Genomic DNA, 14,348 nt, shown 5'->3' with positions numbered 1-14,348 from the left:
ATCAAGGGGGTAACTCTTTTCCCTAACAGCGTTCATCAAACCTAGTATAAAAACTACCGTATTTAATCCAGTATTGTTTGAGCTCGTACTCAGGAGCGTGCAAACTCGCTTTAGCTTGATACAAAATAACTTTTCGGTGATTGCCAATCCAAACCTTATTAATCGGATGAACGCAAATAAAAGTCCCCCCCAAACTCTCAATGCACTCCCCAAAACTTTCAATAGTAGGATATTCTAACGTTTCAAATATCAAAAAGTTTCCCGAACAAATCAAATGCCGGCTCCGAATCCAGCACTCCATTTTTTTTTTAGCTAATGGCGGCAACATAATATATTAACCATTCAGTTTTTTTCATATGACTAATGTGACCGCAGGCAATTCGTTAGCAAAATTTTCGACTTTTTCAAACAGCAAAGGCCCCTCAGTCGAACCCCAAACCTGCTCGCGAGTATTAACATCCATCCCTCGGTCTAAACTTGCCCAAGTATGCTCTGTCAATTCCACATCACTGACTAAATAAGTCTCGCATCCCTTGCGATTAATCAAACACTTGTCCCCCGGCTCCACACTTCCTCGAAACATTTCGCCATCTCTCTTAAATACCATCGAACAGTTATAGCGCCGTTCAATACAATCCGGCTTAATAGTCCTGAGAATATCTAATTCTCGCCCTGCACCCGCATACAGCATACCATCTTTTAGGCCGTAATTCTCTATATAAATTTGACCTTCTTGTTCGACGAGTCGGTGAATTCCTTGACGGTAAGGATTCCACAAATCGTAGTCATAAACCTGTTCGGAATAAAAACCGATTCCGCCAAAAAACTCAAAGGGTAAAGGCCGAAACAAAACCCGAATGTGAGCGTAACTTTGCGGATTGGCACTTGCCTGCTTTTGGTTGCTAAAATGCCCTGCCATCCAGCTAGCTAGGGCGATAAGTTCACTTGTCATTGGGTAATTGGTAATTGATAATTGCGAAGTTGAAGGAAGAAGGAAGTTCCCCAACGCAGGAGTGTACAAGATTTAACCGATGGATGTTAACAGAAGAAGTCAACCTTTAACAAAAAAACAGTCATTCGTGCATTCGTGCATTCGTGACAGATGACAGATGACTAATAATAATAATAAGTAATTGCCCATTAGCCGTGACTGATGACTGATGACTAATTAGAGGATAAACAGCGGATTTCTGATGAAAAAGAAGCCGTGGTAACACCTGCACCGTCGCCTGTTTTGATCAGCGAAACACGGAAGCGCAGATTGGGAGTGCCGAACCAAATTCGCTCTTCAGCAGCGGCGCGATCGTACTCTGTGATTAAAATAAAAGTTCCATCTTCTGTCAACTGGTAGCGACCAACAGCAGGCACTGTCTCAGCATACCCGCGATCGCGCAGCAATTTGCCCTCTGACGGATTTTCTGCATTTGGCACCGGTACGAGCACGCAACTTCCTTCGAGCACCTCTTTCTCATCCCAATCCGACTCCCCCTCCCAACTCATCCGAAAAGGATGAGCCGCCGTCGCCGGATCGATATTGTAAGATTGACAAAGCTCAACTACTTCTGGATCGTCCCCATTCAGCCCTACAATTTCAATTCTAGAACGAACTTCCTCAAAGTGACTGAATGCTAAATGGTGAGCGCTTCGTTGCGATCGCCATTTGCCAATTGAACGCTCGATAAATTCACTCAAGTTCATTTTATATTGAAGGCAAAAGGAATAAGCAAGAGGGAAAGGAATTGGGCAAATAATTAAAAATCACCAATTAAAAACGCCATTTTTAAGTTGGAGTCTTTAACGCAGATACACGGATTCAATACTGATTTAACAGTATTTTCATCCGCGTATCATTGCATATCCTTGCCGTACTGTCAACTGTTATTTGTACTTAGTCAATGACCAATTACCAATAACTGACGATCGGTGACCGATCTAAGCAACCTCAGTAATGCTGAGGATTTTTCCCCCGCTTTTATTGATATACTGAATGTTCTGAGATAGCTGGCTGTAACCAACTTCATAAGTTACATTGCTCACCTTCCTCCGCGCACCCGTGCCTTTGACAGCCGAGATCCGAAAACGCTTGCCAGTATTGCTGTAAGCACCGGAACCGCTGGCAGGAGCTTTGATTTTAGTGGCGAGATTAGCACCTACATCGGCAATCAATTTTGCCTGAGTGCCCGCATCGCTAGTAGCATCGCCGCGGTACAAAGCAAACATCCGATTGAAAGCAACATTTTTGCTGCCAACTTGGCTGCGAGTGCTGCGGGGATAGGGAACAGTATTCTCGCCAAAATTTGCATTGTACTCGTTGCTATCGAGATAAGAGTCAATTTCAGCGTCGTATCCTTGCTCGTTATAAGTGATAACGTGTTGGGAAATCTCCGATTGATCCGCCGGTGCGCGACCCAACAAATGCTTATAATTGAGTTCGATAAACCGATAGGCAGAGTTCGACTCAAAAAAGAGCGATCGATACAGCTCCGATTTTGCTACCAAATTGACAAAACCCTTAACGCTGATATCGCCATTGCGCAATAGCGATTCGGCACTCGTCAGTCGATCGTACTCCATCAAGTGTGCATTGCCCAAGACTTGTTTGTAAACAGCCCGAATCACTGTTTGCAAATCATCTTCGGTAGCATTCGGTCGCATTTCCACTGGTGTCGATTCCACAGCCCATAAAGACATTTGATTTTCTCCTAGTTTTCCATCAATTTTGTAGTTAGTAACTGGTAACGAGTCACGGGTTATTGGTAATTGGCCATTAGAATTTGAGAATTCAGAATTCATTCTTCTTCATCCTCTTTTTTTACCCATTTCCCTTACCAATTACTCAGGATCGATTAGCCAATTTCGGTGATGCTGACGATTCGGCCGCTCGTCCGATTAATCCGCTGAATTTGCGGTGTCATTCTGTTTCCGGGAACAATATACTCAACTGTGCTGCGGCGGCGAGGCCCGTTGTACTTCGCACCTTGCACCACAATCTTGAACATCTTTTCAGTAGCGTCGGCATAACCACCAGCACGGCCTCCAGACAGCGGCGGTACAATCTTGCTGGTGCTGTTAGTTGCCACAGCATAAGTTAGCTGAGAATCCTTATCTTTGTCCGTTTCCGCAGGGCCGCGGAACAGAGCAAACATCCGGTTGTAGCCGACTTGTTTTTGACCGACTTGGCTGACAGCAGCGCGGTAGAAAGGTACGGTATTTTCGCCGAAGTTCTCTTGATATTCTTTGCTATCAAGATAAGAGTCAATTTCCGCTTCGTAACCGTGCTCGTTGTAGAGGCGAACGTGCTCGGAAATCTCCGCTTGATCTTGAGGCGCTCGACCTAACAAATGTTTGAAATTGAGTTCGACAAATCGGTAAGGAGAAGCTGTTTCAAAAAAACGGGCGCGGTACATCTCTGATTTGGCGATCGCCCGCACGAAGTCGCGCACGGAAATGCTACGATCGCACAACTGAGATTCTGCACTCGTCAAACGCTCGCTCTCCATCACGTGAGCGTTGCCCAAAACCTGCCGGTAGGCTGCCCGCATGACGATTTGGATCTCTTCCAAACCGCTAGTCGGCCACAGTTCAACTGGTCCTCCCGAAAAAGCATCGATTCCGAATTTTACTGCTGGTGCTGTACTGACCATTTTTACTGTCTCCCCATCCTTATTCTGTGGATAAAAAACCTTTGAAAATCTGCTTTTCTACTGAGTTGAATTCCCCTAGTAGATTTCATCCGCCATAAATGTCATGTAGGGTGCGCAGCGCGCACCTTACCCAGTCCTGTAGGGTGCGCATTGCGCACCTTACCCAGACATTTTGCTGTTACCTAGCTCACGGGTGTGATGCTAGCAATCACGCCGCCCATTTGGTGAATCCGCTGGTACTCTTGCGACAATTTGTCAAAAGGCACCAGATAGACTTGGTTGCTGCGGCGGAATTTAGAGACGCGGTTGACCACATTCGATCGATAAGCCGTAACTTCGATCCGGTAGACCTTGCCTTCCTCGCCAGCACCTGCTCCGTGACGAGTCCGAGCGCCACTGGGGGAGTCTTGGAACGACCAGCCGTCCGAGCCGCCCGAAGGAGCGATCACGGCCAGGGGCGTTTCGCGAATTACGTGCTTGTACAGTTTGGGGCTCTTGCCGGCCAAACTGCCTTTCAAGTCGCTGCTGGAAGCACCCCGCAGCAGTTGGAACATATAGGTAAACCCAACCATGTTCTTACCTGTTTGGGTTTTGTAACCGCGGTAATACGGCACTGTGTCTTCCCCGTAAGCGTTCTGGTATTCGTCGCTGTCGATGTAGGAATCGATATCAGCCTCGAAGCCGCTTGTATCGAGGATGCCACTGTGATACTTTGTTTCGTCGTAGCCCTCAGGGGCTCTGCCTAACAGGTGCTTGAAAGTCAGCTCGGTATAGCGGTAGCGCGGGCAAGTGTCAAAAAACCGGGAGCGGTAAAGCTCCGATTTTGCCACTTGGCGCACGAACTCGCGGACGCTAATTTCGCCGCGTTTTAGCTGCGATTCGGGAACAGCAAGCCGTTCGCTTTCCATCACGTAAGCATTGCCCAAAACTTGTCGGTACACTGCTTGAATTACGGTTGCGGCTTCCTCATCCGAGCGTCCGGGCCACAACTGAACGGGGTCTGTGTCTTCAAATAGGGCAACGCCCAATTGAGATGCAGGTCCAAAAGCCATTTAAACTCTCTCCTGGATAGCCACAAGGTTTGCTGAGAATAATGTATCAAACTTTTACAAAGAGACCGATCGAACTCATAAAGTCGCTATCTGCCCTGACAGCAGCAGCTAGCCTCCACGATTCCGGTTCTTCAAGTTTTGATTATTGGACTATACACCGCCCTCAAAACCCGAGAGATGAAGATTTGTAAAGTTTTGTCAACATCTTTGGGCTGCTGAATTAAAATCTTCTCATAAAAAAGACTAGCTTTTAGCAGGCGCAAATTGTGAAAAAAGGTTTAAAACTCAGAATATGAGATCGAGTTCACTGCTCTTACAAGGTGCAATAAAATGTAACTTTTGATGCCAGAACCAGTAGCATTAACTTTGTCGAAAGCCTTTTGCCCGAGGGCTAATGCCTTCGGAAAATCGCTTTCCCGGTCGTGCGTCAAATTTTAAGTGCAATTACTTTCCTGGCACGGGAGCCGGAGCCTGCGAGCAAACATTTAACTCCAGGGCTGAGACACCATAACTTTGATAAACCGGATTTTTTTTACCGGGAGCGAGGGCGGTAACAAAGTCTTTTCGTCCATCAAACCCGGTTTCTGCGTCCGGGACTGAACTAGATCGAATGAATGCAGTCGCGATCGATGTTGAAATCTGGCGATACTGCAAGTTTCGCGCAAAGGAGGGAGCTAACCGCAGTGATGGATCTCGATTGTTTACCTTACGGCGCAGGCCACGCACAGGAAGGGGTCTGTCTGCTAGTGCGAATGGGGCCGCACCGCATTTTACTCGACTGCGGTGTAGAGGATGTCTCACCCCTGTCAGCGTCACTAAATCGATCGCTGCCAGCCGATTTCGTGGTGTGCAGCCACGCCCACTCCGACCACGCCAGAGGTTTGCTAGCACTCCATCAATCTTTCCCCCACTTGCCAATTTACGCCAGCGAAGTGACAGCGCGACTGCTACCGCTCAACTGGCCCTCTCTGGCTCAGCAGCCGGAGTCGCATTTCTGTCAGGCACTGCCCTGGCAGTCGCCGGTGGAACTGCGCCGGGGACTGAGCGTGCAGTTGTTCCCCTCGGGCCATTTGCCCGGAGGGGCAGCCGTGCTGCTGACTTATACCGCCTCCCACCGCACTTACACCCTGGTTTACACCGGGGACTTTTTTCTGTCCAATTCTCGTTTGGTGGAAGGTTTGCCTCTGGGAGAACTCAGGGGCATGAAGCCGGACGTGCTAATTGTCGAAGGCAGTTACGGCACGGCGCGCCACCCTCACCGCCGACAACTGGAAAATCAGTTAGCCGATCGCATCCACCGCGCCATCGCCGACGGGTACTCGGTACTGCTGCCCTCGCCGGCGATCGGTTTGGGTCAAGAACTGCTGATGCTGCTCCGCAGTCACCACTACTTCACCGGCCGCGACTTGGATATTTGGGTGGACGGCACTGTCGCCGACGGGTGCGACGCTTATCTGGAACTGCTGCCCCAATTTCCCACCGCCGTCCAAAATTTTGCTCTGCACCAACCTTTGTTTTGGGACGAAAGGGTGAAACCCCGCGTCCGCCGGCTGTCTGCCGAAGGGCGCCCCGGATTGGGTTCCACGCCATGTATTGTGATTACCGATCGAATTGCTGATTTGGCTTTGTACGTTGCCGATCGCACCAATCCTTGGATTTTGCTGGCACCTCAAAAACCCGGATATCCCGTCAGGGACTGGCTGGGCAACTCGCCCCAATCAGGAGTCAGAAGCGTCGAAACTTATCTGCTAGCCGAACACTGCGACGGCCCGGGGACTACCCAGCTCATCCACAATTTGCGTCCCCAGCACGTAATTTTGATCCACGGTTCCCCTGCGTATTTGGCTGACTTGGCTAACTTGGACGAGCTGCGAAACCGCTACCAGTTGCATACTCCGGCTGCCGGAACACTTGTCGAACTGCCGATCGGGGAAATGTTTTTGCAGCCCGCTATCCCGGAAACTAACTATGAGGGAGAACTCAGCGAATTGGGGACAGAGGTAGCCATTAGCTTGCCGAGTCCGATTACAGCCGATCCTCGGTGGGCCAATTTTGCCGATACCGGTTTGGTAGAAGCCCGCTGGCAAGGGGAAGAACTGGTACTGCGCGGCATCTCCCAGCGGGAACTGCTTTTTCAAGGCAGCGCCGTTCAGGCAAACCTCGAATGCTGTGGCAATTGCCAGCACTACCGCGGCCAGCGCTGTTGGAACCAGTCCAGTGCTTTGTTTGGCTTTAAAGTTACCCCCGACGGTTTCTGTCCGGTGTTTGAAGCGATACCGGAGTCCGAACTTTTCCTAGATGGGGAAACAGACGGCTAAAAACCTGTCGGACACCTCGAAACCAGCTAGCAGGCAAAGAAAACAAAAGAACAGTCCTCGACGCACCCAGGTAAAAAACCCGCTTTAAGCAGTGGTAAGCTGTCACGCATTGAATTTGTCAACTACTGTGTACTTAAGCTTTTGTGGGGTAGGCACAAAAGCCCGCCGTAAAGCTTAAATTTATAGCAACCGCGCCCGACGTTTAGGAGCTTCTTAATCGCTGAAACCATTGCTGTTACTGCTGCTTCTTCTTTCTTCCTTATTTTTACCCGCTCAGCTTCCCCTTAAGGAGCTTCTTCCTTCTTCCTTCTGCTCTAAATGAAAAATAGCTGATTTAGTGACAACCAGAATATTTTTGGGCTAAATCGGGTTTTTTGGATAATTCCTCCAAAAAAAAAGGGAGAAAAAAAGGGAGAAAAGTCGTTTTCTTTTCCCCCAAGTTTTCCTTGTCCCTCCAGCGCGAGATCAAAACTATTCCAAATTCGAGTCCGGGTAGTGATTGCGAATTTGTTCGGCTTCGGGACAATCGTCAGAAACTAGGGGTTCGCAGTTAGTTCTCGACACCGAAGCCAACTTCTGGGACACAGCTCCAATACTTTCGAGACGCACCATTTCTTCCCAAGAGCTGATTTCGTCTTCTTCGTCGGTTTCGTAGCGCAGCGTGACTAGATCCCCTTCAATATCTAGGATACGAGCGCGCTCTATCCAACGTTGCTGATCTCGAAGAAAAATAGAAACCTCACGACCATCACAACAGAGTTGATAGATTTTGCGCTGTAGCATTTGTCAGTTCTCCTGCGCAGTGTATTGGCTCAAAAAGATTGCCTGTTTACAGTACAGTAACGTACTTTGGGTTTTATATCGGAAGGCACAGTCCGATCGGCTGACCAGTTTCACGTTTTCCGCAAATTTGGTAACGATGGGAGTTACCAAATTTGATTTTACCACCAAATCTATCTAGTACGCCATTTATCCAATTACAGGTTGTGCAGCCATTGGCATCCCTCGCGGGAGGCATTTGCCACTATCGATCGAATAATCAGGACTTGACGGAGCGATCGCTCAAACAGCGATAATAAAAACAGACTCTGCCTCAGAAAGCTCGCTCTCTTCTGCCTCAAGTCGCCCAGAACCCTCTAGGTTCGACGTTAGTTCGATCGCCCAGTACACCCTATTGACTCAATATTTAATCTCAAATCGAGCCCTTCAACTCGCCCAACGTTAATTTTTTTGCCAAATGATTTGACTCCAACCCAACTGCAATCATAAACTTGACCTTATCCAAAGATGGATACAGAGCTTGAAAACTCAAGTCGCGCAGAACTCTCTAGTTTGGACGTTAGTTTTAGCCCCCAGTAAAGCCTTTGGACTCAATCTCAAATCTCAAATCGACAGACCGAAGTGTGATAAAAATCACTGACAGCAGACAGCCCCTAAATGTAGAAAATGGTGGCGACCAACAACTAGCTTCAAAACGGGCAGCGGAACCTGTGGCGGTTAAGCTAAAAGAATTGCGGTTCCGTTCAAAAGAAATTGGAGTCAGCGCTCGAGCGTGTTAAGGAGGCTAATTGATGGTGTACGCAGAAAAGTGGTCGCAGCCGTCTATCTTGGAGCTAGCGCGATCGGGCAACTTTCAAGCCCTGAATTACTGGATTGACAGCTTGCTCAGACCCGAAGGGATTTATGCCCGCGTCGAACAGGCTCAAGCCGGCTGCGTCCAAATCCTAGTAGAATTCCAGCGCGAATTTGCGCCAGACACTACATTACTGGGGAGCAATCTCCGAGAAGGCTTAGTCAAATTTATTTGCCACCAAATTTGGAGACTCAACTCGCCAGCAGTAGAAGGGGTGCGAATTCACGCGCGCTTGGCTGGGGAACCAGAAATTCTCTGGAAACAGTCAGTGCGAATTGTCACTCCCGCAAACCGCCGGCAGCGGCGTTACCGTTCCCTACTGCTCGTCGATTGGGTTAAATTTAAAACGTATCGTTCTCTGCTGCTAGTAGGATCGGCACTTGCATCATTTGTTTTAGGGTGTTGGGTCAGCTACCACGAGGCTCTTGCCATGCGGTTAGCATCCCCAGTATCCCCGTACCAGCAAGCTGCAGTAATTTCGGGGCCGCCCCCAAAACGTCCGGATGCGGTGCAAGCGGCCTTAGAAGTAGTACCTGTAATTCAACAAAAGCAGGTTGCCAATCCCTACGACCCAACCGTAACGCTGATGTTCGGAGGAAATGTGAATCTATTGGATGCGATCGGAGCATCTGCAGGCAACGATTACCATTGGGCTTTCGCCAATATGGACGAGTATCGGCAAGCAGATGTGGCGATGGTTAACCTAGAAAACCCCCTGACTCGCTCTACCTTGGGATCTGGCAAAAAACAATTAAATTTTAAAGCCAATCCAGAATTGGTGAAAGTATTAACAGCAGGAGGAGTGGATATTGTCAATCTGGCAAATAACCACGCTATGGATTACGAGGAACCGGGGCTGGTGGAGACGATAAATACTTTAAATAATGCTGGGATTCAGCATCTGGGAGCCGGCAGAAATATTAAAGAAGCGAGGCGTCCAGATATTATTGAGGTTAAGGGTCATCGGATTGCGTACCTCGGTTATTACGATACCGACCTTCACGCCGCCGACCAAGGAAAAGCCGGCACTAATCCCCGCCGCAACAATCGCGTGGCAGAGGATATTCGATCTCTCAGGGGTCAGGTAGACTGGATTATTGTTAATTACCACTGGGGAGTCGAATTGGCAGATTATCCGGGGGACTGGCAGATAGATTTGGCTCGGTTCACGATCGACCAAGGAGCAGATTTGGTAGTGGGACACCACCCCCACGTCCTGCAAGGTGCAGAAATTTACAAGGGCCGCCCGATTGTTTACTCGCTGGGTAATTTTATATTCGGCGGGAATGCTCGCAGCGATTACGATACCGCAGTCCTGAAAGTATCGCTCAAAGACAGGAATATGAAGGTAGAATTTTTGCCCGTGGAGGTGACAAAGTTTCAGCCGCAGGTGGTGAAGGGAGCCGCAGCCGAGCGCATCCTCAAACACGTCGAGCAAATTTCTAGTATTTTCGATCGGCCGATGCGATCTTCTGTAGTTCTAGATGCCCAAATCAACCCAGGAACAACACCAAAGACTCCAAATTCTCAATTGCCAGGAGCAGCAAAGAGCGGTACCTACGGGCCCGGGTCCGGTTCTCCAGTCCCTGCCGGTGAAAGCAATATACCAGACACCGGACAACCCAAACCTACTCCGATTTTGCCGGCTTTGCCTGATGCCGCCAAACAGCCCGACAACTCCTCATTATTCCAGAACGGGGCGGGACCTGCAATTGAGTCAAGCCCGCCCCCGAGTCAAGATTTGCCGCCCCGCATCTACCGCACTCCACCTCAAAATCCCAGCCGGGAAGCAGAGCCGTTTACCAAAGAGCCATTCATCAAAGAACCGTTTATTTCGCCCCCATCTCCCAGTCAAGGAGTGGTGCCTGGTCCCCAAAGCTATGTTCCCCCAACTCGGCATCTATCTTTCAAAGTCGCTGTCAAAGAGCAGCCGACCTCGAAGAGCGTTCCAGGCACAACCAGCGATCGCTCCAAGCCGCAGATCGCCCTGCCTCCTATCGCTGCGAGCATTGGTTAGCCGGTGGGGTCGAAGCAAGGATGCAGGGGGAGGAAAGGGTCGGTAATGGGTGAACAGCAACATACCAGCGACCAATTATTAACGACCGATTTACTGACAACCAATGATCGATGACCTACTACCGATGACAAATGTGTTTGCGATCGCGCTCAAGCAAAAGCAGTACAAAACCTATATCCTCTCCGACGAAACCGCTAACTCCTGTCTAGAAGTTGTGCCGGAACGGGGCGGTATTGCCACTAGCTGGTTGGTTGAAGGCAAAGAAATCTTCTACTTGGACGCGGAACGGTTCGCCAATCCCGATCTAACTGTACGTGGCGGGATTCCCATCCTGTTCCCCATCTGCAGCAATCTCCCCGACAATACTTACATCCACAAGGGAGTGCAGCGAAAGCTCAAACAGCACGGCTTTGCTCGCGACTTGCCTTGGACGATAGGCGAACAAGTTACCGAGGGTGGTGCGGCTCTTACCCTGATGCTCGACAGCAGCGACAAAACGCTGGCTGTTTATCCCTTTGATTTCCAACTAGCCTTCACTTATCAGATTAAAGGCAATTCTTTGGAAATTTTTCAGCAATACACAAATCGGTCTGCCGAACCCATGCCGTTTTCTAGCGGTTTGCACCCCTACTTTTTGGCGACGGACAAATCTCAGCTCCGCTTTGAGATTCCCGGGATGCAGTACAGAGATCGGAACACCCACTCGAAGGGTTATTTCACCGGGGTTTTTGACCACACGCTGGATGAAATTGATATTTCCTTTGATGAGCTCACTGGTCTGGCGGCTACTGTCACTGACGCGGCGCGGCGCTTGCGGCTCACCCTCAGTTACAACTCCAGCTACGGGAAGTTGGTTTTGTGGATGGTTAAGGGCAAGGATTTTTACTGTTTGGAACCTTGGACGGCTCCTAGAAATGCGCTCAACACTGGCGAACACTTGATTTATTTGCAGCCGGGAGCGACTTGCGAGATGCTGGTTCGCATGACTGCAACTTTTTTTTGAAAAAGACTTGCTATTTCAATTGATGGGTGCTACTATTAGAAATTGTGTGCGGAAACAATGTTTTAGCGGGTCGCTAGCTCAGCGGTAGAGCATTCGGCTTTTAACCGATTGGTCTCGGGTTCAAATCCCGGGCGACCCATTTTTCAAGGCAGAAGCTAAAAAGTAGAAGGCAGAAGTAATTCTAGCTTTCAAAAAAAAATTCAGGACAATCCCTGGGGGTTGGCCTGAGTTTTTTATTGGGCAATGTGGATTTTTTGAGGCTAAATTGAAATCTGGAAACATAATGCGCGATCGGCTACAAATTGTCTTAAGATTGTCGTAAGAATTGAACTTGTCCAAAATCCACTGTTTAGAAACCACAAATAACTAGGAGGAATATCTATGGCGCTTGTACCTATGCGACTGCTGCTCGACCACGCGGCTGAAAACGGTTACGGCCTACCGGCTTACAACGTCAACAACATGGAGCAAATCCAAGCGATCATGCGCGCTGCTGACGAAACCAACAGCCCCGTGATCTTGCAAGCTTCTCGCGGCGCTCGCTCCTACGCTGGGGAAAATTTCCTGCGCCACTTGATTTTGGCAGCAGTTGAAACCTATCCTCACATTCCCATTTCCATGCACCAAGACCACGGCAATGCCCCCGGCACTTGCTATTCTGCCATGCGCCAAGGTTTCACCAGCGTGATGATGGACGGTTCTCTGGAAGCGGATGCTAAGACTCCCGCTAGCTACGAGTACAACGTTGAAGTTACTCGCGAAGTGGTGAAGGTGGCTCATTCGATCGGCGTTAGCGTTGAAGGCGAACTGGGTTGCTTGGGTTCTCTGGAAACAGGGATGGGCGAAGCAGAAGACGGCCACGGCTTTGAAGGTGCGCTTTCTCACGATCAGTTGCTGACAGATCCCGAACAAGCTGTGGATTTCGTCGAGCAAACCGGCGTTGATGCTCTAGCAGTTGCGATCGGCACTTCTCACGGCGCTTACAAGTTCACTCGCAAGCCGACTGGCGAAATTTTGGCAATCAGCCGCATTGAAGAAATTCACCGCCGCTTGCCGAATACTCACTTGGTAATGCACGGTTCTTCTTCTGTGCCCCAAGAATTGCTGGAAATCATCAACAGCAACGGTGGCAAAATCCGCGAAACCTACGGCGTACCTGTGGAAGAAATCCAAAAGGGCATCAAGTGCGGCGTTCGCAAGATCAATATCGATACTGACAACCGTTTGGCGATTACTGCTGCAGTGCGCGAAGCTTTGTTTGCCAAGCCCGACGAGTTTGACCCCCGTCACTTCTTGAAGCCGTCGATCAAGTATATGCAGAAGGTTTGTAGCGATCGCTATAATTCTTTCGGTTGCGCCGGTCACGGTACAAAGATTAAGCAAGTGTCTTTGGACGATTTTGCAGCTAAGTATGCTAAGGGCGAATTGAGTTCTTCTGCTAAGAAGACTGTAGCTGTTTAAGAATTTTAGGTTTTAGATTTTAGATTTGTCTGAAGTCTAAAGTTAGGATTGCCGGGTAGCTTTGAAGTTGCCCGGTTTTTGTTTTTGGGCACAAACCAATAGAAGTGATATTGAAAACTGCGAGCGCTATAGCAGTTTCCCTATTTTTGATTACAATGAAGCTAATTTTCCTTGGAAATTCAACCGTTTGAATCAAAGGTGAACGAATGGCAAAGGTTATTGCAGTTACAGAAGCTATTAAAAGCCTTGCTGAGGCTGAATCAAGGTTGAATTTGAGCCGAAATGAGGATGAGGCTTTTTTTACAGAGTGGCAAACTGAATTGCCAAGTCCCAGCGATTCTGAACAGACTGCTTTGGATACGCTACGACGCAGATTGCTATATCATAGAGCCGATGGAGAATTGTTAGAAGGGGCAGTGACATTACTGGTGGCATCACCTTTGTTAGAACTGGCGGGATTCTACGATCCACCTTTCAGGATGAAGGCTGAAGCTGCAATCGAAATTGCGATCGATGATGGGGAAGAAACCCTGCGCGGACGAATTGATATCTTGATTTTGCAGAATCAGCTTTGGGTAATGGTTTTGGAGTGTAAGAAGACTACGATTTCGACGCGATCGGCATTACCCCAAGCATTAGCATACATGATGGCGAATCCTGATTTGGATAAACCGAGATTTGGTATGTTGACGAATGGCGATGATCTGTTGTTTGTGAAACTCAAGGCTCAACCTACAGCCGAATATGGGTTATCGCGGGCATTTTCGATTTATACTGTGCGAAGTGAATTGCGATCGGCTTTTCAAGTCTTGAAGCATTTAGGGCAAGGCATCACGGCCGTCTAAGTTACGGTCAAGGGCGCACAACACGAATCAGTTTACCTTCTAAAGGTTATGCGACGACGATCGCAGTGTGGATTCGGTTAGCCAGGGCTTCCCAATTGCGATCGTTCGTACAGGCGATAATGCCAGCATGAAGGGACTGTATCCGATGCAGCCGAAAGAAATCTTTACGGTTTTCGGTAATGACGGCACGTTTTTCGCTAGTAGCAAAAGCTAAAACATCCGGGTCAGGAATTTTCTGATTCGCTCTGCCTGCTTCTTGGACTGTCAAAACATCGTGTCCTAAAGCTCTCAGTAATTCTAAGCTGCTACGCAGCTAAACCGGATAAAATAGCATTGCCTTTATTTTTGATTTTTCGCTCCCATTTAATAACCATT

Annotated in this window: 14 protein-coding genes and 1 tRNA gene; 7 read left to right on the top strand and 8 right to left on the bottom strand. The window is 48.8% G+C overall.

Going from position 1 to position 14,348, the window contains the following annotated elements:
* Positions 1–22: 22 nt before the first annotated feature.
* The 6 genes from QUA99_RS23055 to QUA99_RS23030 form a co-directional block, all read right to left on the bottom strand.
* Positions 23–253, bottom strand: a complete 231-nt coding sequence (locus tag QUA99_RS23055) for a CpeR family transcriptional regulator (RefSeq protein ID WP_333241291.1) — start codon at positions 251–253, stop codon at positions 23–25.
* A 99-nt stretch (positions 254–352) separates the two neighbouring features.
* On the bottom strand, positions 353–952 hold the full coding sequence (locus QUA99_RS23050; protein ID WP_333241290.1) for a chromophore lyase CpcT/CpeT: 600 nt from the start codon (positions 950–952) through the stop codon (positions 353–355).
* A gap of 212 nt (positions 953–1,164) precedes the next feature.
* Positions 1,165–1,698 carry a phycobiliprotein lyase gene (locus QUA99_RS23045; RefSeq protein WP_333241289.1) on the bottom strand — a complete coding sequence of 178 codons (534 nt, stop codon included), beginning with the start codon at positions 1,696–1,698 and terminating at the stop codon, positions 1,165–1,167.
* A gap of 234 nt (positions 1,699–1,932) precedes the next feature.
* On the bottom strand, positions 1,933–2,691 hold the full coding sequence (locus QUA99_RS23040) for a phycobilisome rod-core linker polypeptide (protein ID WP_333241288.1): 759 nt from the start codon (positions 2,689–2,691) through the stop codon (positions 1,933–1,935).
* Positions 2,692–2,846: 155 nt separating this feature from the next.
* On the bottom strand, positions 2,847–3,644 hold the full coding sequence (locus QUA99_RS23035; protein WP_333241286.1) for a phycobilisome rod-core linker polypeptide: 798 nt from the start codon (positions 3,642–3,644) through the stop codon (positions 2,847–2,849).
* A gap of 182 nt (positions 3,645–3,826) precedes the next feature.
* Positions 3,827–4,696, bottom strand: coding sequence for a phycobilisome linker polypeptide (locus QUA99_RS23030; RefSeq protein ID WP_333241285.1), 870 nt, complete (start codon positions 4,694–4,696; stop codon positions 3,827–3,829).
* 686 nt (positions 4,697–5,382) lie between these two features.
* On the opposite strand from QUA99_RS23030, the gene QUA99_RS23025 reads away from it, so the two are divergent.
* The gene (locus QUA99_RS23025) at positions 5,383–7,014 is read left to right on the top strand and encodes an MBL fold metallo-hydrolase (RefSeq protein WP_333241335.1); all 1,632 of its coding nucleotides are present in this window, start codon (positions 5,383–5,385) and stop codon (positions 7,012–7,014) included.
* 471 nt (positions 7,015–7,485) lie between these two features.
* On the opposite strand, the gene QUA99_RS23020 is transcribed toward QUA99_RS23025, so the two are convergent.
* Positions 7,486–7,797: a DUF6679 family protein gene (locus QUA99_RS23020; RefSeq protein ID WP_006633466.1), complete on the bottom strand. Its 312-nt coding sequence runs from the start codon at positions 7,795–7,797 to the stop codon at positions 7,486–7,488.
* A gap of 620 nt (positions 7,798–8,417) precedes the next feature.
* On the opposite strand from QUA99_RS23020, the gene QUA99_RS23015 reads away from it, so the two are divergent.
* From QUA99_RS23015 to QUA99_RS22990, 6 genes are all read left to right on the top strand, one after another.
* Positions 8,418–8,573 (top strand): hypothetical protein, encoded by a 156-nt coding sequence (locus QUA99_RS23015; RefSeq protein ID WP_333241284.1) that lies wholly within the window; start codon positions 8,418–8,420, stop codon positions 8,571–8,573.
* Between the two features lie 12 nt (positions 8,574–8,585).
* The gene (locus QUA99_RS23010) at positions 8,586–10,664 is read left to right on the top strand and encodes a CapA family protein (RefSeq protein ID WP_333241282.1); all 2,079 of its coding nucleotides are present in this window, start codon (positions 8,586–8,588) and stop codon (positions 10,662–10,664) included.
* Positions 10,665–10,797: 133 nt separating this feature from the next.
* Entirely contained in the window at positions 10,798–11,667 is an 870-nt protein-coding gene (locus QUA99_RS23005) for an aldose epimerase family protein (RefSeq protein WP_445251036.1), read from the top strand.
* A 67-nt stretch (positions 11,668–11,734) separates the two neighbouring features.
* Positions 11,735–11,806 (top strand) — tRNA-Lys (locus QUA99_RS23000).
* A gap of 242 nt (positions 11,807–12,048) precedes the next feature.
* Positions 12,049–13,128 (top strand): class II fructose-bisphosphate aldolase, encoded by a 1,080-nt coding sequence (gene fba / locus QUA99_RS22995; protein WP_333166900.1) that lies wholly within the window; start codon positions 12,049–12,051, stop codon positions 13,126–13,128.
* A gap of 206 nt (positions 13,129–13,334) precedes the next feature.
* Complete coding sequence (locus QUA99_RS22990) at positions 13,335–13,973, top strand: type I restriction enzyme HsdR N-terminal domain-containing protein (RefSeq protein ID WP_333241279.1); 639 nt, start codon at positions 13,335–13,337, stop codon at positions 13,971–13,973.
* Between the two features lie 46 nt (positions 13,974–14,019).
* Here the strand turns inward: QUA99_RS22990 and QUA99_RS22985 are convergent, their stop codons facing one another.
* On the bottom strand, positions 14,020–14,286 hold the full coding sequence (locus QUA99_RS22985) for a DUF5615 family PIN-like protein (RefSeq protein WP_333241334.1): 267 nt from the start codon (positions 14,284–14,286) through the stop codon (positions 14,020–14,022).
* Positions 14,287–14,348 lie beyond the last annotated feature (62 nt).

Origin of the sequence: Microcoleus sp. F10-B2, assembly GCF_036704965.1 — a bacterium.
Lineage (GTDB): Bacteria > Cyanobacteriota > Cyanobacteriia > Cyanobacteriales > Microcoleaceae > Microcoleus.
The sequence above is the reverse complement of the archived record's forward strand: the minus strand, read 5'-3'. Positions and strand labels throughout refer to the sequence as shown.